Raw genomic sequence first — 17,818 nt, forward strand, 5'->3', positions numbered from 1 at the left:
AAAAGCGGGGAATTGCCATGCAAAAACAACTGCCTTTTGTGTCTGAGCGAGTAGAAAAATTTCTCACGGAGAACGGGTGGGAAAAGGTCTACGAGAGACCCCCCGGTGGTCATCAGACGTGGCAGGAATATCATCAGGGCTTCTGGGAGTTGCTTACCTACTCTATGGAGGACAACCGGCACAACTGCAATCTCTGGCACGGAAGCGATGCCATAAAACCAGAAGCCGTCTTCTCACTGCGTTCCATCAGGGCGGTACTGCGATGGCGGGGATTGGCAACATAACCTGCCTGCATAGCAAAATGCCAACTGTACTTTACAAAATAATTAAGGGTAAAAATGTAAAGTAGCCTGACAAAATTGCAAAAACGGGCAGAATCACATACTCCTTCCCGGCGCAGTAGCCCTTGCTTGGAAAAGCTCAGCTAAAGTAGCATAAAAAGTCATTTGCACCTGTAATCGACAAAATGTATAGTATAACTGGAATTGTAGTGACGGCCGTTATTGCCGCCAATAAAAGGAGGACGGTCGTTATTTCTCCTGCAGGAAGAAACGACCAGAATTTATGACGAGACGTAACCTGATTCCATTTAGTGCGCTGGCGGTTATGTTGTTGTTACTGCTGGCCGTCCTCGCTGGTTGCGGCCCGGCTCCGAACGGCACAAACAAATCAAACACCCCACCAATTGCACCGTCTTCCATTCCCAGGGCCGAAGCCGTATCCAACAAAAGGGTTTATCTGACCTTTGACGACGGTCCCAATAACATATTCACCCCGCGTATCCTGGATATCCTTAAACAGGAAGGTGCCCGGGCCACGTTTATGGTGGTGGGCACCAACGTAGTGAAGAACCCCGACGTAGTGCGCCGTATTGTGAACGAAGGCAACGGTCTGGCCAACCATACCTTCAGCCATGATTACAAAAAAATATACCGCTCTCCGGAAGCTTTTATCGCCGATTTGAACCGTTGCAGTGACGCCGTGCAGGCCATAACCGGACAACCGGTGAAGGTCTTCCGCGCTCCAGCCGGACCGAAAAACCTGAAACCGCAATTCTGGAAGGCAATAAAAGCCAACGGTTATTATTCAATTGGTTGGAATGTAGTGGGTGGAGACGACAATCCCCGAGGCGTAACACCCGATCAAGTGTACAACAATGTACTCAACGGGTTGAATAAGGTGGAGAAACTGCAAATAACGCCCATTATTCTGCTTCACGATGGAACGCAACTGAATACCTTAAAGGCGTCACCCAATACACCTCTGGGGCACTACATCGAAAGCCGGGAGGCCGTAATCAAAGCTTTACCGAAGACCATTGAACTGTTGAAATCCAGAGGCTATGCCTTTGCCATTGTCGATGAAAAAAATATTCCGGCGGCATGGTAAATGAAAAAAATGTAAAGTAGCCCTGACAAAATTCCAAAATGGTCGAAATTGCCCGGCCAGCTCGAATTCCACCACCCATACCCTGGCATCCGGCTCCCAGGAGCCGTATGTCCCCTTGAACGCTTCCCGGTACGCATCCACCGAAGGGATAGCCCTCCTTCCGTGCGTCCTCCTCCGTAATGTCGCCCAGCCTCTCCCGCCGGACAGCGGTTACCTTCACGTAAGCGAACGGCTCCGCCCGGTAATTTAACCTGCACTGGTGGACAGAGCCGGCTTTCCACCGTTTCTTACCCAACCGCCGGGTTTGGGTCTTGTGGCTTGGAAGGATGGGTTCTACGTGTTCAGGTTTGAACAGAATCAAAGCACGTCCACCCCAGCTTCCTTCTGCCACTATTTCTTTTCTTTAACACGGCCCTCCCGGTACTTCGGATCCCGACATAACGGGCACGAGCACACCAGCTTCCACTTGTTAAGTCGCCCGGCGTACTTTTCGGCCCACTCCGCGAAGTCGTGCAGGGACATCCCGAAAATTTGACGCGCCAGCTTCAGCCGCCGCGCTAGGTACCTGCGGCGGTGAAAAACAATGTGAGCCCTGTCGTGACGTTTTACGGCAACCACCCCCATTATTGTACCGCCTACCGCACCGGCCCCAGCACCACCGTGCCCAAGCGCCCGTTGGAAACCAGGCGACCGTTGCAGTACGGGCACTTCTCCGGCAGCACGGCTGACCAGGCATCCGTCCAGACCGTTTTGGCACAGTGGTTGCACTTGTACTCCATACACTCCATTGCTTTCCTGGCAGGAACGTCAAAATTCCGGATCAGATCGACTACGAAAGCGCTAATTCTTTTGTTTTCCCGCGCGGCAAGCTCTTTCAGCCGCCGGTACTCCGTCTCTTCCAGGTACAACATTACTTTCTTGTCGCGCATGTGATCACCTTACACTAGTGTTTTATGCTAGTATTTTACCACACCGATAACACTAGTATAAAACACTAGTGTTATCTATTTTCCCACTACCTTCCCCACCGCCACTTCCCCAACCCCCGCCAGCACCTGGATAAGCTTCCCTGGGAATCTCTGCCGCTCCAGCTCCGCCAGAGCTTCGACTTTCGTGAAGCTCCTGTCCAGGTAGGGCCGGTGCTCCAAGAGCGCCGTATAGACTTCCACCACCGCGACTATCACAGACAAGGGATGTATCTCTCCGTTTCCCAGGCCATTCGGATAGCCCGAACCGTCCGACCTCTCGTGGTGTTCCCTGACCACACGACACACCGGATCCGGCACGTCAGGCTAGTATTCCCGAAGGTAATACTCCCATGCTATGGGGTGGGCGTTGACAAGTTTGCGGTCTTCACCGTCCAATCCTTTCTTGTCTGTCAAGCAGGACGGCCAACTTATTTTCCCGCAGTCGTGGAAGAACGCTCCCTGGGTGAGCCATTCCAGTTCTTTCTCTTGTAAACCCACCGCCCGGCCCACCACCTCGGCGTATACCGCCGTGGCGATGGCGTGATAATACAGCGTCTCGTGCCAGGCAAGCATCTGCACGGCCAGGCGGTTCGGACCCTGGTACTTCAACATCTCGGACAGCCACCCGGGCAGGCCCGGGCGGTGAAGAATGAGTGCGCGCACTTGCAAAACCACCTTTCTTGAACAGCACTTGTCGCAAAAAGCAAAAGCCGGGCGCACCCCAGAAAAGAAGGGATTGCCCGGCTTTCGGAAAGAGTTACCTGCTGCGGTCGGCAAGGTAATCTCTGCTTAAACAAATTCATCCAAATGCCTCCAATCAGGCGGCTTTCTTCCTGGCAATGCCTGCCGCCAGCCCGACCAGAAAACAAAAGCATTTTTCCGTAGCGTTGAACCCCGCCACCGCCGGATCGGGAGCGAATTTCTTCCTCCCGGTCAAAATCTCCCGTACTTCTTTTTCCAGCAAAAGCACATCTCCCTGGTAGAATACCGTGGGCACGCCCAACCATAATGCCTCATAAAGCGGCGTGGAGTTCACGCCCACCACCAGGCTCGCATTCATCGCCGGCAATAGAGACTCCCCTCCCTCGTTCCACGAAGTGCATGGAAAGACTTTCAGCCATTCCTTCAGCCAAGTCTTATTTTCCCTCGGGTGCGGGCGCAGGACAAGCTCGAAGTCCCAACCTTCCTCCCGCAGCCGCTCCAGCACCGATACCAGGGCAAGCAGAGCCTGCTTTTCTGTGGGCTTCTGTCCGTGCATTTCCAGGGGCTGGGAGTAGAATACCACTTTCTTCTTCGGTCCGTTGGATGGTACGTATCGGAATTGCTTTAGACGGTCGAAATGCGGGTTGCCCAGCACCACCACCCCGGAAGCGTCGAACCCTGCCTCCCGCATTTCTTCCACCACCCGCGGGTGGGGTGCCATGATCAGGTCGGGCATTTCCCTGAACCGCTTTTCATAGTTGCCGAACCAATCGAGCATGCACACGCTGACCGCGCCTACCATCCTTGCGACTGAAACCGATGCGAGTGATTTCCGGCGTGACCCATATTTCTATCACTGTCGCTATCGCAAGCAAGGGAACCACCGCCCGCCGGAACATCACAGCCTTCCGCTCAAAGGCACCCCCGTACATCCCGGCGCCGCAGGCCAGGAACAGCAAAAAGGTCGGACGCCCCTTCTCCGAAACATCCGGTACCAACATCGCACCATGTGACTATCTCCATACAATACCTTCCAATGTGAGAGTAAACAGGAAAAGTCCAACGCAGACAAGAAAAAGAGGAAATATGGACACATACGACGCTTATCGTACCAAACTTTTCAGATATCGCACCTTGCTGTTTTACGGCGTTACTCGCTTTTTTCATTCTTGCCTTAAACCCCCACTAATAAATGACTACCCGTAAAATATACTGGAAACCGAAAAATCCTCCAAAAAATCAAAAAGGCCGGGCACCCCCGGAAAGGGATGTCCGGCTTTATTTCTGCTTTCGCCGTTAGTTGACCGCCACCACCTGGCCATCCTCAACCCAGTTGACGTCCGCGCCAAGGTTCTCACTTACGAAGCGGAGCGGGATTACCGTCCGGCCTGGCGGGACCACCTGCGCGGGTACGTCGAGGGTCACTTTCCGCCCGCCGGCTTCCGCCTCGGAGCGGCCCAGGTACAGGGTCACCGTTTTCCCGCTGGCCGGGTTCGTGATGACAACCGCGCCGTCTTCGTAGTTCACGTCCAGACCCAGAGCTTCCGCAATCGCCCGGACCGGCACCATGGTGCGGCCGTTTGCGACGAAGGGCTCGGTGTCAAACGCGAGTTTTCTGCCCTTCACAAACACCTTGATACCCTTCTCGCCCGCCTTGCTGTAGAGTTCGCCTGCCTTCCTGTACAGGTCCTTATCTTTCGGTTCGGCGGCGATGGCCTTCTCCACGTCCCCTACCGCTTCCTTCACCTTGCCAAGTTCTTCCTTTAGAATGCCTTCGTAGGCGTACACGGCACCCGGCACGGTCGCGGCGGGCGACTCAAGCAGCTTTTCCAGTTCAGCCAGCGCCGCTTCCTTGTCGCCCTTGGCCTTCAGGCACTGGGCCAGCAGCACCGCGACTTTAGCTGTCGGGTGCGGCAGTTGTCCTTCCAGCTCTTTTAATGTCTCAATGGCCTTGTCGTATTCCCCGGTATTGCGGTAGGCAACCGCCAGCTTCCAGAGGAGCTTCTGGTCGCCGGGGTTTTCTGCCAGTTTCCTTTCCAGTTCGGCGATGCGCCCTTCGAGGCCCTTCGCTCCCGGCTTGGTCAGTTCCTCGTCCTCGATACCTTCGGTGATTTCCCGCCCAAGCCTTTCCTCCACCTTCACTTGAAACTCGTCGCCATCGTTGTTCGTGCGGGTCTTAACCTCAAAGTCGCGATTCTCTCTATGCTGGTATACGTCTTCCGCGGTAGAACTCTCCTGGAGCTCTTTTCCTACGCCGGTGTTATCCATTCTGCCGTGATCCTTCTTACCCATGCCGAACGCCGTCCCGATCGTACCGAAAAGGAAAATGACCAGAGTTAACGCGCTGAGAAACAGCCTGGTTTTTCTCTTCATTCCTGCCTCCTCCTTTTTACAAAGTGTTTTTCGCCAGAAGCTAACTCAAAAAACGTCCCCGGTTTGCCGGACCTCACCTCCTCCTTTAAGATCAGCCGGCCACCGGGGAAACTCCGATCTCTTTCCCCAGCAACCGGGCTGCCGTAGCGGATCAACCGCTTTAGGCCCCTTGGCTTTGCGCCCCCGGCTTTCGCCGGGTTTGCCTTTGGTGGGGATTCCTTCTAAGTTCATAGTACGGCATGTCTTCCTTTTTTGAGGGGGCTTCTGAAAGGTCCGGTTAAACCGGGATTTTCTCCGCTTAATCGTTTGCTTTTCCCTCCCCGGAGGGATTGGGCACAGGAAAAAAAGTCTCCAAAAAAACAAAAGCCGGGCACCCCGAAAAAAGGAGCACCCGGTCTTCGAAAAAACTTACCTTGCCCGTCATATTTATTACTGGCTATTTTGTTACGCTCACGGTCTGTGCTGCCGGATCCCAGCCCATCCTGTACCCGAACGCTTCGGCTACGTAGCGCGCGGGGAGGTAGGTACGACCTCCGCGGACCAGCGGGGCCACGTCCATCTGCTTGGACTGACCGTTGACATTGATAACCTTGTTCCCCACCACGAGCTTTACGGTTACGTTGTTTTTGATCAGCGTCACCGTTTGGGTCGCCCCGTCCCATTTGATTTCCGTGCCCAGGGCGTCTCCCAAATAACGGACTGGTACATAAGTCCGGCCGTCTTCGGTGAACGTCTCAGCGTCCATATTGAACACCCGGTCGCCAACACGATAGGTCTTCTGACCGACCACAAACTTAACAGGCGGGGCTACCATCTCATCGGGCTGCCGCTCTCCCTCCCCCTGCTTTTTTTCTCCCGGCTGCTGTTCCGGGATTTTGGCTTCCTGCTGTTTCCGGTACTCCATGCGGAGCAGCCCGTCCTGGGTTGCCGCGAGCACTACCACGGAATCCCCAGCAGGGGCACTCTTGATGTCGAGTATTTCATCTGAAACACCTTCAGTTACAGGTTTCCATGTAGCCCCGTAGTCCTCCGAAACCAGTACACAGTCGTCCGGTGTACCCGCGAAGATCAACCCGCCGGGGGCCGCTGCTACGCTGATTACCCTGCTGGCCGAGTACTTCGGACGCAACTCGAACTGGGCTTGGTCGATGGGCTCCCAACGCAACAAATCCCGCGAGATGAAGACCTGTGCCGATGCCCCCGGGCCACACGCAACCGCTGTCTTAGTGCCGTCGGGCTCGACGCAGCCTGCAACACGACCCCAGATCATCTGAACAGGCCGACCGGGCTCACGGAGTCCTGCAGAGATTCCCGCGAGCCTAATGCCAGCTTCGTGCCATGTCCTGCCTCCATCAAGCGTAACGGCTACCTTACCGCCGTCCAAGACGGCAACCCATGTATTCGAGTCAAGAGCTGCCAGACCCCCGTCGTAACCGATCACGTCCGTGCGCACATCGCTCCAGGTTCTGCCGCCGTCAAAGGAAACCCTGAGTACGGTCAGATCCTGCCGCGGTATCCTGAAGACGCCAAGCAAATTACTACCGGCGGCTTCCAAATTAAGCAAGGCGCCGGAATTAGTTTCGATCTTCTCCCACCGCCGGCCGCTGTCCACGCTGCGGCAGAGGAACTCCTCGCCGGAACTGAAAGTGCCGGACAGCATTAGCGCACCGTCAGGGAGGAACACCAGGTCGTGGACGGAAGCTATTTCTTCCGGCTGCCGGTAGGTATTATCGATGAGCCACCTCACCTCGGTCCAGGTTTTGCCGCCGTCCGTGCTGCGGTGTAGAGAAAAGCCCTCAGGGGCGCTCCCCACTTCCGGCCATGACTCGGTGATGGCGAAAACCGTGCCGTCTCGAGCGAAATTAGGCGACACCCAGAACTTGGCAACCCGTTCTTTCAGCACCTCCTGAAAAGCCGCGCTTTCCTCGGCAGAAGCAGCAGCGAGCCCTACCGTCAGGGAAAGCAACAGTGCAACGGTCAGAGCCATCACTCTCCGCAGAAACAAGGAAATCCCTCCTCTGTTTTTAGTTTTTGCTAATTGAGGGAAATATTCGACGAAAGACCAGATTTCCCTGCCGCGAGCCAAAAAAGAGGCCGGGCACCCCATAGAAGGGGCACCCGGCACACCAATTTAATAAATCAGCTAGCTACTGTTAACTCCTGACTTAGCCCTCCGGGTAAGGCGGGGGGTAAATTGTTCCACTATAAAACCGCCACAACCTTTGCGTAAGGGGAACATAATCACCAAACGGAATTTCTGTATACCTTCTTCGTAAAATCTCGCCTAGATACTCATCGTCGGCTTTGACTACGAAGCCGCCCGTCGGAGAAGAGGTAGAAATGTACGAGCAACGCGTCATATCTGCGCCGGGGAAACCTATAGCATCGTATGTGGGATCGTCCCAGACATACCATTCCCATTTGCTATCCCATACTTTCTGGTAGTGAATGAGATACTTTTGCGCTCCCCCGATAATACCTCCCTTTCCCGCTGCGAATGTTGGTGTCATCACGAATCGGCCACCACCGTTGAAAACCGCTTCCTCTTGAGAGGAGAGCACCGGGCTGACTATGTTATTAACAATTTCAGCCAGCGTGCGGGTTTCAAAGGATCCCCAAGATTCCCCCGCAGAACGTCCCCTCACGAATTCCGCACTACTACTCTTTTCACAAAAAGCGATCCACTTGTTCTGTTCATTCGCCTCGAGAGAAGGTACCATGGGCAGGGAAATCGTTGGGTCAATGTTCACATAGTTGACGAGAGGGTTCCCCTCGTAATCCCTATTAGCCATACTCGCGATTTTTGCCCGGAGCATATCAGCTCCCGGCCAGTAGAGGGTGGGAGCTCCATTCCCCCACCTATATGTCCAGGATACCTGAAAGTCGTTTGAGTTGCTGCCGCTCACGGTATGGTTGTACTTGAAACTAACCGTCCAAACCGAAGTATAGTAACTATTGAGCAACGTTACCGTGCCATCGCTAGGCGATTGTCCCAAGAACTGCCAACCCGATTGCGGCGTCCACCGCCAATAGCGGTAAACATCCACCAATCTGCTGAAGTTAGAGGTGGTTTGGTTACCCCAGCACCGCCATGTGACGTTGACCTCGACCGGTTGAGTAACGGTGTTCAGCACGGGTCTCCTCTCCGTATCAACCCAGAGCAGGTAACCCGGCACGGTTTCCTTAATCAGGTAGCCGAAGTCCCCCTGCGTCGAGACAAACCTGTACTGCTCTATGAACATGGGTATGGCTTCAGTCACGGGAAGGTACCTCATCCAACCATTGGGGTCGTAGTAGCGCACATCTGTTGACCGGTAATATATCCCGGTCCCTTTGGGTATCACGATTTCATAGCGATCCCCGTCTCTATAGTTGCAGTAGTAAACATCGTAGTTAAACTCGTCAGTACCCGTTCTCGGAAAACTGGACAATACCGGGGCGGGTAACTCGGCTCCGCTTGCATAAGGTCCATACGTCGTGTAGAGCCAACCGCCCCAGCGGATGTTGGCCCACCACCAACTTGGAGGGTAAGCGGGCGGCGCATCGTTCGGCGGCACGGGCTCCAAATACCCAAACGATACTATGAAATTGCGATACCATATATTCCTCCAAAAATCAGCAGGAGGACTCCCGCCACCAGAATTATAAACTTGCCCCGTGTCACCGTTGACGTACATGGAATAGTCATCCCACCACGAACACCAAAACGGCACCCTCGGGTACCAGGTCAGAAAAAGCTTCTTGAGCGTCGTTACCGCGTTCTGCCTTGCCCGGTTTATGATTTGTTCCCACTGCTCGTCCGACATGTAGCTGGGTTTATTTTCATACTGTCCTGCCCAATTTCTCTCCTCGAGCTCCCAAAAATAAACTGAAACGTTCCAGTCGCCTTTCACGGGGTCATATTCCGCGCGACCGGAGCATGGCGGCCACTCGCGCCCTCCATAATAGTAGTAATAATAATCACGTTTGTAAGGGTCGTTCGAATAGCAATTAAAGCTGAACGCCAGCCTCATGGGGATCAGGGGCTTCACCACCGGGTTGGTGCCGTCCCAGCGGACATAGGGAACAAAAAACCCGTACGCACCCCCGGACTTCAAAACATCAGGGTATTCCGGATCTCCAACCCCGTCGATTCTAACGTAATAGTAAGCGACGGAACATCCCGGCCTCGGCCACTTGCACCATAATTCCTTTGCCAGGTAGTCTTCTTCCTGCCCGTAATTTAAAAGCATGTACTTGGTTTCGTTGGGACCAAGCAAAACTTCTTGTGCTTTTTTATCTATCCATTTAGAGCTCCATCCGGAATTCCAACCGAAGATATTTACCCCAAGTTCCGCTTTCACCGGGTAAGGGTTGGGGTTTTCCAGAACGCCGACAATGAGCCAGTAGTTCGGGTCAGAACCCGGGATCATCCGGGCGAAGGACCAGTCCATCGGCCAGGCAAACATGTTTTCTGCCTTTTTCACCAGCTGTCCCGTTTGATCGTAGTAATCCCAATCATACCTGGTTTCCGTAGGAATATTCGGCGCGATCAAGGACAAACGGACCGGGCTGATCTGCTTCGGGTGGTCCCAATCAAGATCCTGTCTCCTGTCGTACCGGACGATTTTCTGTGACTGTTTCTCTCCGATCTTCCCTCCGGGAACAAAGGCATCACCCGTCTCCTGTCCCGTGTCGGGATCACAAACGACGAATACCTGGCCGAACCCTTCAACGTCGGCATAATATCCGTAAACCCTGGTTGTTATGATATTACCATTTGCGTCCACACTTGTCGCCAAATCAGCCCACTGTTTCTGGATTCCGGCAGAAGCAGGTATGACAATAAACAAAACGAGCAAAAAGAACATTAACAAGATCCCTAGCCTGCGCAAAGTTTATCCCCCCTGTTCAGAATTAGTACGGGTACGGCCTACTCGGTAAGCCGCACCCGCTTTTTCACATCGGTTGGTTCTTCTTTCCGGAACGTTACCTTCTTCCACCCGTAAATGGGTTCTGTAATTGTTTCGTATACTGGCACTTCTTTCCACACCAGCGGCGGGTACCAGACAGGTTGACTCCACTGGACCGGATGCGGTTCCCACGGGGGTGCTTCCGTCCCCGTCAGGTCTTTCTCCATCTTGTTGTTGTCATAAGTCTTCTCGTCGTACTTCCCGTCGAACTTTTCAGCTCGCCAGCCGCTGGACGGGTCGTTGCCGTTGTTGTAGTAGTCGATGGAGACGATGAACTTGTACTGGCCCGTGCCGATGTTGCCGGGGCTCCATTCGTAAGTTTTGGTGGCATTGGGTTCGAAGTACATGTTCACGCTATCGCCAACCTGGTCCAACCGTTTGTACTCCACCTGGTACTTGTAGAGCCTCAACCTGGCCCAACCACCGACGTTAAACGATGACTTGAAGGTAGCTTTCACCTTTAGATTCTGGTTCTCCTGCGGGCTGGAAACCGGCTGTCCCGTGGCCGCGTCCAGCACTTCTATGCTGGTCACTGCAAGGTCGTTCGGCCCGGCGGTGTCTCCGCTCCCGGGTGGGGGAGGAAGCGCCGCCCCTGTGTCCGACGCCGAGGCCACGTTGTCGTTGTACCCCCGCGGCAGGGATACGCCTAAAATGGACGAGGCTTTGTTCCACTGCTCCACAGTCTCCGCGGGAGGCAGTCCCGGCGGGGCCGCCCCGCTGACGCCGCCCGCATCGTACGCACCCCTCATCCCGGAGTCGATGGAAGCCGAGGGGAACGACGCCTGGCCGCTCTGGATGTTCAGGTTCACGTTGGCCGTTACAATAACGTCGTAATCCTCGGAGGGCTTGGGGACCTCGGTATAGCGCAGGGGATAGGCTACGGAGTACCGTCCTGCAGCCTGTGCCATGATATCTTTACTCGACGGCTCCCGCGTCAGCCCGCTGCCGTCCCTCTTCGCCGGCGGGATGTCGATGTTGTTGTAAATCTGCACCAGGTTCCACTTTCCTGTCTTCTTACCCTTCGTGTATACCCGCACCGTGATGTTCCAGAGGTGCAGCGGAGTCTGGTTCACCACGGCCCAGTCGTAGCTGGCGGTGTTGCCGTTGTCGTATACCTTCTTCACGTAGGGGACGTAGACGTTGTACGGGAAGGACGCTATCACCACAGCGCTGGACGTGTTGGGATAGTTGTACAGTGCGGCCGCCGCGTGCTGGGTCAGCGCCCTGGCCCCGTAGGAGCCGTTCCACGCCCGCCAGTACACCGCCCGGCCGGAGCCGTTGTTCAGTCTGCCCCCGGCGGTGTCCACCGGGCTGTTGGACACCTTCACGGGCTCCCGGACAGTAGTCCCTGGCGGCACGTTCCAGGAGCCGCTGACCTTCTGAACCGGCACGTCCCGTTTCATCCCGCTCTGGTTGGACAGGACGTAGCGGGCAGAAGTTTCAACGAAAAATTTTTCTCCAGATGGGGACGTAACCAGGACAGTTTCATTCTGGGTACTCAGGTACGACGGGCTGACCAGCCAGTGGCCGGTGCTGCCTCTAGGAACTTGAAAACCTTTAAGGAAACTCTCAATGTCGGCATCATTTTGGTTCCCTGGTTGCCATAAGTTCCTGTTTGGATGCACTCCCGTGAACCCCTGGGTAATGTCGTTCGGGGTATCGAACACCTCAGCGTAAAGCGCCCCGACGTATTTCGCGCCGCTCTCCCCCAGGTCGTAGCCGTTGTAGTTGATGTAGAACTTAGTCCAGTGCTCCCGCGTGTAGAGGCTTTTGCCTTTATCCTTGTATTCCTGCGGAGCCTCGTGCTTTTGAGGGTTTTCCCAATTATCACCCGCCCAAGCGTATACAGGTAACTGAGATAGCAAAAAAACCACCATCAAAAAGACTGCAAACAGACGATTCTTAAACCTCATAAAAACCCCTCCTTAAAACTTGCTGAAAAGAAAAAAAGCCGAGTTACTCGGCATTTATTCTTAATTACAGATGTAGTGCTGGGAGATTATCTGTTTCAGGTGTCGGTTCTTTGACACCGCTACCATAAGCAGCAATGTCATGGTGGAGTTGTAAAACAAAGTTCGCTAAAGTTTGACCATCCCAGATCAAACGACCGTCTTTTACATAAGGAGCATCGCTAAGCTTTTCGCTTATCTCAACTCTTCCGTTTTCATTCACCCATTTGATATAGGGCGTCCCGGCCTGGATCTGAATGTACCGTATACGGTTCGCAGGATTGTCCCGTCCGAATATCCATGCCGGAGCATTCGTCGTATCGGCCCCCCTCATGGTCAGCACCTGGTTCTTTTCGTCCCAGTGCCAGCACTCTTTCGGGATGCCGAAAGCTTCCAGCACGGAGGTCGCCGCGAACTCATCATCCCACGGATAGTCGGTTTTCCCCGGACCTACCGCCAAAGGAGCGGACAGAGTAGTGGTCCACTTCTTGCGATACTTTATAGCTTCAACGCCCAGCATAATACCATCAGACTGACTGGGGTCATAGATAATCGGCCGCCCGCTCGGAGGAGGGTAATTCCACATTGTTACGTTCCTGGATCCAACTTGATACCCAACAACTTGAACCGGATAAACAATCCCGCACCCCGGTTTGTCGGGCAGCCACTCCTTGACCAGCGGTATTTTCTTAATACCCATCGCGTCCAGGTCGGCATCGCTCAATACCGGCATGTCCTTCAGGCTCACCTTGCCGGCAACGGGCGGCTGTACCGGCGGCTTCACTTCCGGCGGCTCCTGGCCCGGCGGGTACACGGTCACGGCCCGGGCCTTCTCGTCCCAACCTACCGCATATCCGAATGCTTCAGCTACCCACCTTGCCGGGAGGTAGGTGCGCCCGTTCCTCACCAGGGGAGCCACGTCCATCTGCTTCGCCTGACCGTTGACGTACAGGGTCCTGCTCCCCACCTTCATCTGCACCAGCTTATCTCCCAGCTTCAGGCTGACGTCCCCGGTGTCGCCCACCCAGATGATGTCGTTCTCGGCCACTCCCAGCGCCAGAGCCAAATAGCGCACCGGGACGTAGCTCCTCCCGTTCCGGGTGAACGGCGCCGCGTCCATGGTCTTCGCCTGGCCGTCCACGGTGTAACTCTTCTGCCCGATGACGAACACGGCCTTGTGCGCGGGCGCGGCCAGGGCCGGGAGGGCGAAGGCCAGCAGGGCCAGGAGAAAACCGAGCAATAAGGTCAGTTTACGCACATGCGTTCACGCTCCTTCGTTAAGTTTTCGCCGGGTTGACGGCCCCGGCGGGCCGAGATTGTTGACCTTGTTATATCAATTCTGATATAATAGAACCTGGAGTGGAAACGATGAATCGAACCACCGAAAAAGAACTGCTGGAGCGGTTATCCCGATGTGACAGGATCATAATGACAGAAGAAGTCATGCACTACATCTTAAATCACCCCCAACCAAAGATATCGGCAAAAATGCTCCACGACATCATGCTGCTGAATGAATTCGGACTTAGTTTGCCAGACAGGTATATCCACCGCATCTGGGAAAGCTCGGAAAAGTTATGGGAACTGCGGACGAAATTTGCCCGGTACGATGAGAGGACACTGTTCTTTTCAGTCCTGGGCGATAAGTTTCTCTTAACAAATTGCTTCCGTAAGACATCGAACAAGGTGCCGCGGTCGGAAATCCGCAAAGCTGAAAATATCCTCCGCAGATTTCTACAAACACGACGGGAGGGAAAATGAATGCCTGAATTTGTGACCATGGACGAAATTGCTAAACGTCTTGAAGATAAGCCGCAAATCGTAAAGGAAATGCTTGAAGACGAACTGCGCTACCAGATCGCCAGGGCAATCATAGCCGAGCGAACCCGGCGCGGCTGGAATCAGGGAACTCTTGCCCGGAAAGCCCGTCTAACCCAGGCTCAGGTCTCCCGGCTGGAAAGGGGTCGCATTGGAAATTTTGCCACTGTTACGAAAGCTCTCGATGCCTTAGATCTCAAACTGGAGATTAAGCCAAAACGACAAGCAAATTGATTCCCTTTCCGGAGTATCCATCCTACACCCCCAAGAAATTAAAGGGGCCGGTTAGTTAAAACCACCGACCCCGATCCTAAATCTTGCTGACGTTCCGCGCGCCAGCAATCAGCCTGTATCGCCGCCGGAATTCCGTGTTCCGGCGGTTACGTGTGGCTAAATTATAATAGCGAAACATAATTGTTGTCAAGAATTCATCGGGGCGGTCCGGTATTCAGTTTCTTACGAATACCGCCTCTTTTCTTTATTTAGTTAATTTTATCTTATTCTACCACAGCCTTCCGGGACGGATCACCTCTCTTCCCGGCCTCCAGGAGCCCCCTCACGCCCTCCAGAGCCTCCCCGTCCACCTCGACGCTCACCGGGACGACCACCAGCGCCCTGCCGTACTGGTACACCGCCAGGTGCCGGTAGCCGTACCTCTTCACCACGGAGCGCAGGAACGAGGCCGGCAGCGTGAAGTGCGGCGTGCCTATCTTCGCTATCTTGAGGAGCCGGAGCTCGGGCACGTTGACCACTCCCAACCTGCCTTAACTTTGACTTTGATTGACTTTATCTTAACACATACTGGTAGAAATGACAAAAGTGGTATTTGACCTTCCCTGACTAAAACGGGTGTTCTGTACTGGAAGATATTTGTTTTTCGGAGCGGGGTGCGGGGATTTCGTTGATTTTCGAGGCTTTTCGGAAAAAGAAAAAGCCTGGCTAAAACCAGGCAAATCTTATGTCATTCAACATGGAGCATTTCTTGAACTACTCGCTTGAGCTTCGGCAACTTATTTTGCACTACATCCCATACGATTTCCAAATCAACTCCAAAATACTCGTGAATCAAAATATCCCGCATACCCGCTATCTTCCGCCAGTCTGCGTCTGCATATTTTTCCCGGACTTTCCCGGGAACCTTTTTTACCGCTTCGCCAATAACGCTTAAATTCCTGATAATGGCATCCTGTACCATAGTATCTTGTGAGAAAGTATTGTACGAAAGACCCTCGCTGTATCGCTGTATCCTCTCAGCCGCTTCCAGAATATCCTCGAGATACACTCTAAAATCCCGGAACATATTCCACCTCCGCAAGAATACGCGGCTTCAGGTGCGGCTTGATAGTTTCAGCGATTACGAGGTCCACTTTCCTTCCAAACACATTCTCAAGAAAGAATTTGAGGTCGAAATAATTGTCGAAAGTCTTCTCCGAAAATTCCACAATAAGATCCAGATCGCTTTCTTCACCGGCACAATCACGCACCACGGATCCAAATACTCCTATTCGCCGTACCCCATAGTTTTTTACCGCATCCACAATTTTCCCTATCTCCGCAAAAACCATGTCTTTCGAAAGCGGTTTTGCAACCATAAACAACCCACTCGCCTCGGTTTTTTGAGAGTTCTTCAGATATTGTAACATCTACCTGCTTAAAAATCCACCTGTTCCAGTCAGCTTGCTTACTGCCCGCGTCCGATTTTAAAAATCGGCTCAGGCAGGATTTTCGAAAAACCCGGCAAAACCAGATCAACCAGCCGCTACTTCGAGCAACTGCACCAGCTCACCCTTCTCCATTTCCGGCAGCGCCTCCGCTTCCAGCCTGGCCACCAGTTCTTCGTATTCCTTCCTCACCACGTCCGAAAGGACTTCCACCAGCCCGTCCGGGTCGAGCCCGCCCTCCAGGAACTTGTCGGCGGCCCGGTTCACGCCCGCGGCCACGGAAGATTCCAGGAGGCGCATTTCCAGGAAGACCACCGCGGCGCGCCGCGCCAGCGGGGAAATGACGCTACCCTGCCGGCACTTCGCCAGGAGGACCTGCCGGGCGACGTAGATCTGCAAACACTGTCTGAACCTGTCCTTCTCGGTGTCCATTATCGTTCTGAAGGACGGGTATTCCGCAACCGCCTTCAGGACTTCAGCGGCCACTTCGCCGCACAGGCGCATCTCCGGGGCCGGTAACCGGCTCAACACGACATTGAGCGCCCTGCTCAGGGTCGGCATGTGGGGCTTTACCTTCATGCCGTCGAAGAGCTTGCCGTCCCTGAACGACAGCAGGGACAACGCGGCAGCCACTTCCAGGTGCTCTTCCCTGCGGATCTCCTCCTGCATGGCCTGAATCGAGAACATTACACCACCTCCACGTCTATCGCTTTTACCGAACCGCCCATGGTGGTCAGCGTGTCCTCCGCCCACTTCAAGACGGACCTGACGGCGGAATCGTACTCCCGCTGTATCTCCGGCCGGCACCGGTAGATTTCCCTGGCCGTGTATGCCAGGAGGGACGTCTCTTTCAGGAACGCCCTGACCCGCGACACGAAGAAAGCCGCGTCCTCTTCCAGCTTTTTTGCCTGGCCTTCAACTGTCTCTCTCAAGATCTCCTCCCGCTCGTTCAGCTCCCGGAGCCTCTCCCTGTAGGCGTCCCGCTCTTTCCGGAGCTTCTGGAGCTCGTTCAAGACCTTCTGCGGGACCACCTCTACCACTTTTTCTTTTACCTCCGACTGTTTTGACGACATTTCGTCAAGCTGTCTTTTGAGCGCGTCTATTTGCCGCCTCGCCTCAGCCCGCTCGTGCTGGAGCTTTTCCCGGGTCTCTTCCAGTTCACGGCGGAGCCGCTCAGTCTCCAACCGGTCCCCGCTTTCCCGCAGAGCGCTCTGGAGGTCGGCTATGGTCCTGGTGAGTTCCCGCTCCCTGTTCTCCCAGAGGACTTCAACCTGCCGCTTTTCCGCCTTCAGGGCTTCCAGGGACCGCTGCAGTTCAGCGGCCCGCCTTTCGGCCTCCGCCCTGACCTCCGCCTCGATCTTCCGGCGGAGCTCTTTCGCTTCGGACTGTTTGAGCTCGGTAATGCTCTCCCCTAAAGCAACGAGCAGTTGTTCCTGCGTTTCTGAAGAAAGAAAAGCCAATTCGTAAGCCGCCGTTACATTCAACTTACCGGATTCCACCAAAGTCTGAAGTTCAGGGATAAGATCATTAAGTTTATCAAGCCTCTCAAGTTTCCGCTTGTTCAAACCAACAGCTTGCGACAATTTGTCGCATCCACTTCCTGAATATTGGTTATTTCCTCGCTTTAACCCGTACTTTTCCTTCAACATCCTGACCAGCCTCGCCACCTGCATGTCGTTCAGCTGCCGCCTCAATAAGTTGTCCTTAATGAGCAAAGCTACCGCTTCGTCACTTTCAGGGTCCACGTCCCTGATGACCACCGGCACGTGGGTCAGGCCCACATGTTTCGCCGCCTCCAGCCGTAAATGACCGGCTAACACCGTATAGTCCAGCGCCACCACCAGCGGGTTGATTATCCCGTTCTCCTTAATGTCCTCCACTAGCTCACTCCACAGCGGTTCCGGTAAACCCTCCGGAAAATACTCCTTGTTCTTCGGATGGGGCTTGAGAAGATCAACTGGTACCTGGTTCACGAAAACCACCTCCAAAAAAAGGAAAGCCGGGCA

Annotated in this window: 19 protein-coding genes and 1 riboswitch; of the genes, 4 read left to right on the top strand and 15 right to left on the bottom strand. The window is 54.3% G+C overall.

Annotated elements, in window-relative coordinates; translation table 11 throughout:
* The first annotated feature begins 17 nt into the window (after positions 1-17).
* Complete coding sequence (locus BUA65_RS09135) at positions 18-284, top strand: hypothetical protein (RefSeq protein ID WP_072869093.1); 267 nt, start codon at positions 18-20, stop codon at positions 282-284.
* 322 nt (positions 285-606) lie between these two features.
* The gene (locus BUA65_RS09140) at positions 607-1,389 is read left to right on the top strand and encodes a polysaccharide deacetylase family protein (RefSeq protein WP_165613225.1); all 783 of its coding nucleotides are present in this window, start codon (positions 607-609) and stop codon (positions 1,387-1,389) included.
* 390 nt (positions 1,390-1,779) lie between these two features.
* On the opposite strand, the gene BUA65_RS09145 is transcribed toward BUA65_RS09140, so the two are convergent.
* From BUA65_RS09145 to BUA65_RS09190, 10 genes are all read right to left on the bottom strand, one after another.
* Positions 1,780-2,013 carry a hypothetical protein gene (locus tag BUA65_RS09145; protein WP_072869096.1) on the bottom strand — a complete coding sequence of 78 codons (234 nt, stop codon included), beginning with the start codon at positions 2,011-2,013 and terminating at the stop codon, positions 1,780-1,782.
* An 11-nt stretch (positions 2,014-2,024) separates the two neighbouring features.
* A complete protein-coding gene (locus BUA65_RS09150) occupies positions 2,025-2,318 on the bottom strand; it encodes a hypothetical protein (protein WP_072869098.1) in 294 nt (97 codons plus the stop codon).
* Positions 2,319-2,393: 75 nt separating this feature from the next.
* Positions 2,394-2,675, bottom strand: a complete 282-nt coding sequence (locus BUA65_RS18820; protein ID WP_341349616.1) for an HD-GYP domain-containing protein — start codon at positions 2,673-2,675, stop codon at positions 2,394-2,396.
* Between the two features lie 6 nt (positions 2,676-2,681).
* On the bottom strand, positions 2,682-3,020 hold the full coding sequence (locus BUA65_RS18830) for an HD-GYP domain-containing protein (protein ID WP_242656285.1): 339 nt from the start codon (positions 3,018-3,020) through the stop codon (positions 2,682-2,684).
* 154 nt (positions 3,021-3,174) lie between these two features.
* A complete protein-coding gene (locus BUA65_RS09160; protein WP_072869099.1) occupies positions 3,175-3,837 on the bottom strand; it encodes a glycosyltransferase family protein in 663 nt (220 codons plus the stop codon).
* Between the two features lie 518 nt (positions 3,838-4,355).
* Complete coding sequence (locus tag BUA65_RS09170; protein ID WP_072869103.1) at positions 4,356-5,432, bottom strand: tetratricopeptide repeat protein; 1,077 nt, start codon at positions 5,430-5,432, stop codon at positions 4,356-4,358.
* 125 nt (positions 5,433-5,557) lie between these two features.
* A riboswitch (cyclic di-GMP riboswitch) is annotated at positions 5,558-5,646 on the bottom strand.
* A gap of 222 nt (positions 5,647-5,868) precedes the next feature.
* The gene (locus BUA65_RS09175; protein ID WP_072869105.1) at positions 5,869-7,437 is read right to left on the bottom strand and encodes a stalk domain-containing protein; all 1,569 of its coding nucleotides are present in this window, start codon (positions 7,435-7,437) and stop codon (positions 5,869-5,871) included.
* 160 nt (positions 7,438-7,597) lie between these two features.
* Positions 7,598-10,306 (bottom strand): hypothetical protein, encoded by a 2,709-nt coding sequence (locus BUA65_RS09180; RefSeq protein ID WP_072869106.1) that lies wholly within the window; start codon positions 10,304-10,306, stop codon positions 7,598-7,600.
* Between the two features lie 38 nt (positions 10,307-10,344).
* A complete protein-coding gene (locus tag BUA65_RS09185; protein WP_072869108.1) occupies positions 10,345-12,297 on the bottom strand; it encodes a hypothetical protein in 1,953 nt (650 codons plus the stop codon).
* A 64-nt stretch (positions 12,298-12,361) separates the two neighbouring features.
* Positions 12,362-13,591: a copper amine oxidase N-terminal domain-containing protein gene (locus BUA65_RS09190; protein ID WP_072869109.1), complete on the bottom strand. Its 1,230-nt coding sequence runs from the start codon at positions 13,589-13,591 to the stop codon at positions 12,362-12,364.
* A 110-nt stretch (positions 13,592-13,701) separates the two neighbouring features.
* Between BUA65_RS09190 and BUA65_RS09195 the strand changes: the two genes are divergently transcribed.
* Together BUA65_RS09195 and BUA65_RS09200 are read left to right on the top strand one after the other, a co-directional pair.
* Positions 13,702-14,094, top strand: a complete 393-nt coding sequence (locus tag BUA65_RS09195) for a type II toxin-antitoxin system RelE/ParE family toxin (RefSeq protein WP_072869111.1) — start codon at positions 13,702-13,704, stop codon at positions 14,092-14,094.
* Positions 14,095-14,385 carry an XRE family transcriptional regulator gene (locus tag BUA65_RS09200; RefSeq protein ID WP_072869113.1) on the top strand — a complete coding sequence of 97 codons (291 nt, stop codon included), beginning with the start codon at positions 14,095-14,097 and terminating at the stop codon, positions 14,383-14,385. It begins immediately after the preceding gene.
* A gap of 263 nt (positions 14,386-14,648) precedes the next feature.
* Here BUA65_RS09200 and BUA65_RS09205 read toward each other — a convergent pair whose 3' ends face one another.
* The 5 genes from BUA65_RS09205 to BUA65_RS09225 all read right to left on the bottom strand — a co-directional run bounded on the left by BUA65_RS09205 (position 14,649) and on the right by BUA65_RS09225 (position 17,785).
* Positions 14,649-14,903: a hypothetical protein gene (locus tag BUA65_RS09205; protein ID WP_131821485.1), complete on the bottom strand. Its 255-nt coding sequence runs from the start codon at positions 14,901-14,903 to the stop codon at positions 14,649-14,651.
* Between the two features lie 209 nt (positions 14,904-15,112).
* Complete coding sequence (locus tag BUA65_RS09210; protein ID WP_072869116.1) at positions 15,113-15,451, bottom strand: HepT-like ribonuclease domain-containing protein; 339 nt, start codon at positions 15,449-15,451, stop codon at positions 15,113-15,115.
* Positions 15,435-15,743, bottom strand: coding sequence for a nucleotidyltransferase family protein (locus BUA65_RS09215; RefSeq protein ID WP_242656286.1), 309 nt, complete (start codon positions 15,741-15,743; stop codon positions 15,435-15,437). The genes BUA65_RS09210 and BUA65_RS09215 overlap by 17 nt, the downstream gene beginning before the upstream one ends.
* A 156-nt stretch (positions 15,744-15,899) precedes the next feature.
* The gene (locus BUA65_RS18835) at positions 15,900-16,499 is read right to left on the bottom strand and encodes a hypothetical protein (RefSeq protein WP_072869118.1); all 600 of its coding nucleotides are present in this window, start codon (positions 16,497-16,499) and stop codon (positions 15,900-15,902) included.
* On the bottom strand, positions 16,499-17,785 hold the full coding sequence (locus BUA65_RS09225) for a ParB/RepB/Spo0J family partition protein (RefSeq protein WP_165613226.1): 1,287 nt from the start codon (positions 17,783-17,785) through the stop codon (positions 16,499-16,501). The genes BUA65_RS18835 and BUA65_RS09225 overlap by 1 nt, the downstream gene beginning before the upstream one ends.
* Positions 17,786-17,818 lie beyond the last annotated feature (33 nt).

The sequence above is a fragment of the Desulfofundulus thermosubterraneus DSM 16057 genome (genome assembly GCF_900142025.1).
GTDB classification, from domain to species: domain Bacteria; phylum Bacillota; class Desulfotomaculia; order Desulfotomaculales; family Desulfovirgulaceae; genus Desulfofundulus; species Desulfofundulus thermosubterraneus.

Excerpts from the sequence above, each read along its gene's own strand:
- BUA65_RS09150 (WP_072869098.1), bottom strand. The coding sequence starts at position 2,318 with ATGCGCGACAAGAAAGTAATGTTGTACCTGGAAGAGACGGAGTACCGG.
- BUA65_RS09145 (WP_072869096.1), bottom strand. The coding sequence starts at position 2,013 with ATGGGGGTGGTTGCCGTAAAACGTCACGACAGGGCTCACATTGTTTTT.
- BUA65_RS09170 (WP_072869103.1), bottom strand. The coding sequence starts at position 5,432 with ATGAAGAGAAAAACCAGGCTGTTTCTCAGCGCGTTAACTCTGGTCATT.
- BUA65_RS09210 (WP_072869116.1), bottom strand. The coding sequence starts at position 15,451 with ATGTTCCGGGATTTTAGAGTGTATCTCGAGGATATTCTGGAAGCGGCT.
- BUA65_RS09135 (WP_072869093.1), top strand. The coding sequence starts at position 18 with ATGCAAAAACAACTGCCTTTTGTGTCTGAGCGAGTAGAAAAATTTCTC.
- BUA65_RS09185 (WP_072869108.1), bottom strand. The coding sequence starts at position 12,297 with ATGAGGTTTAAGAATCGTCTGTTTGCAGTCTTTTTGATGGTGGTTTTT.
- BUA65_RS09215 (WP_242656286.1), bottom strand. The coding sequence starts at position 15,743 with ATGGTTGCAAAACCGCTTTCGAAAGACATGGTTTTTGCGGAGATAGGG.
- BUA65_RS09195 (WP_072869111.1), top strand. The coding sequence starts at position 13,702 with ATGAATCGAACCACCGAAAAAGAACTGCTGGAGCGGTTATCCCGATGT.
- BUA65_RS09160 (WP_072869099.1), bottom strand. The coding sequence starts at position 3,837 with ATGCTCGATTGGTTCGGCAACTATGAAAAGCGGTTCAGGGAAATGCCC.
- BUA65_RS09200 (WP_072869113.1), top strand. The coding sequence starts at position 14,095 with ATGCCTGAATTTGTGACCATGGACGAAATTGCTAAACGTCTTGAAGAT.
- BUA65_RS09140 (WP_165613225.1), top strand. The coding sequence starts at position 607 with ATGTTGTTGTTACTGCTGGCCGTCCTCGCTGGTTGCGGCCCGGCTCCG.
- BUA65_RS18835 (WP_072869118.1), bottom strand. The coding sequence starts at position 16,499 with ATGTTCTCGATTCAGGCCATGCAGGAGGAGATCCGCAGGGAAGAGCAC.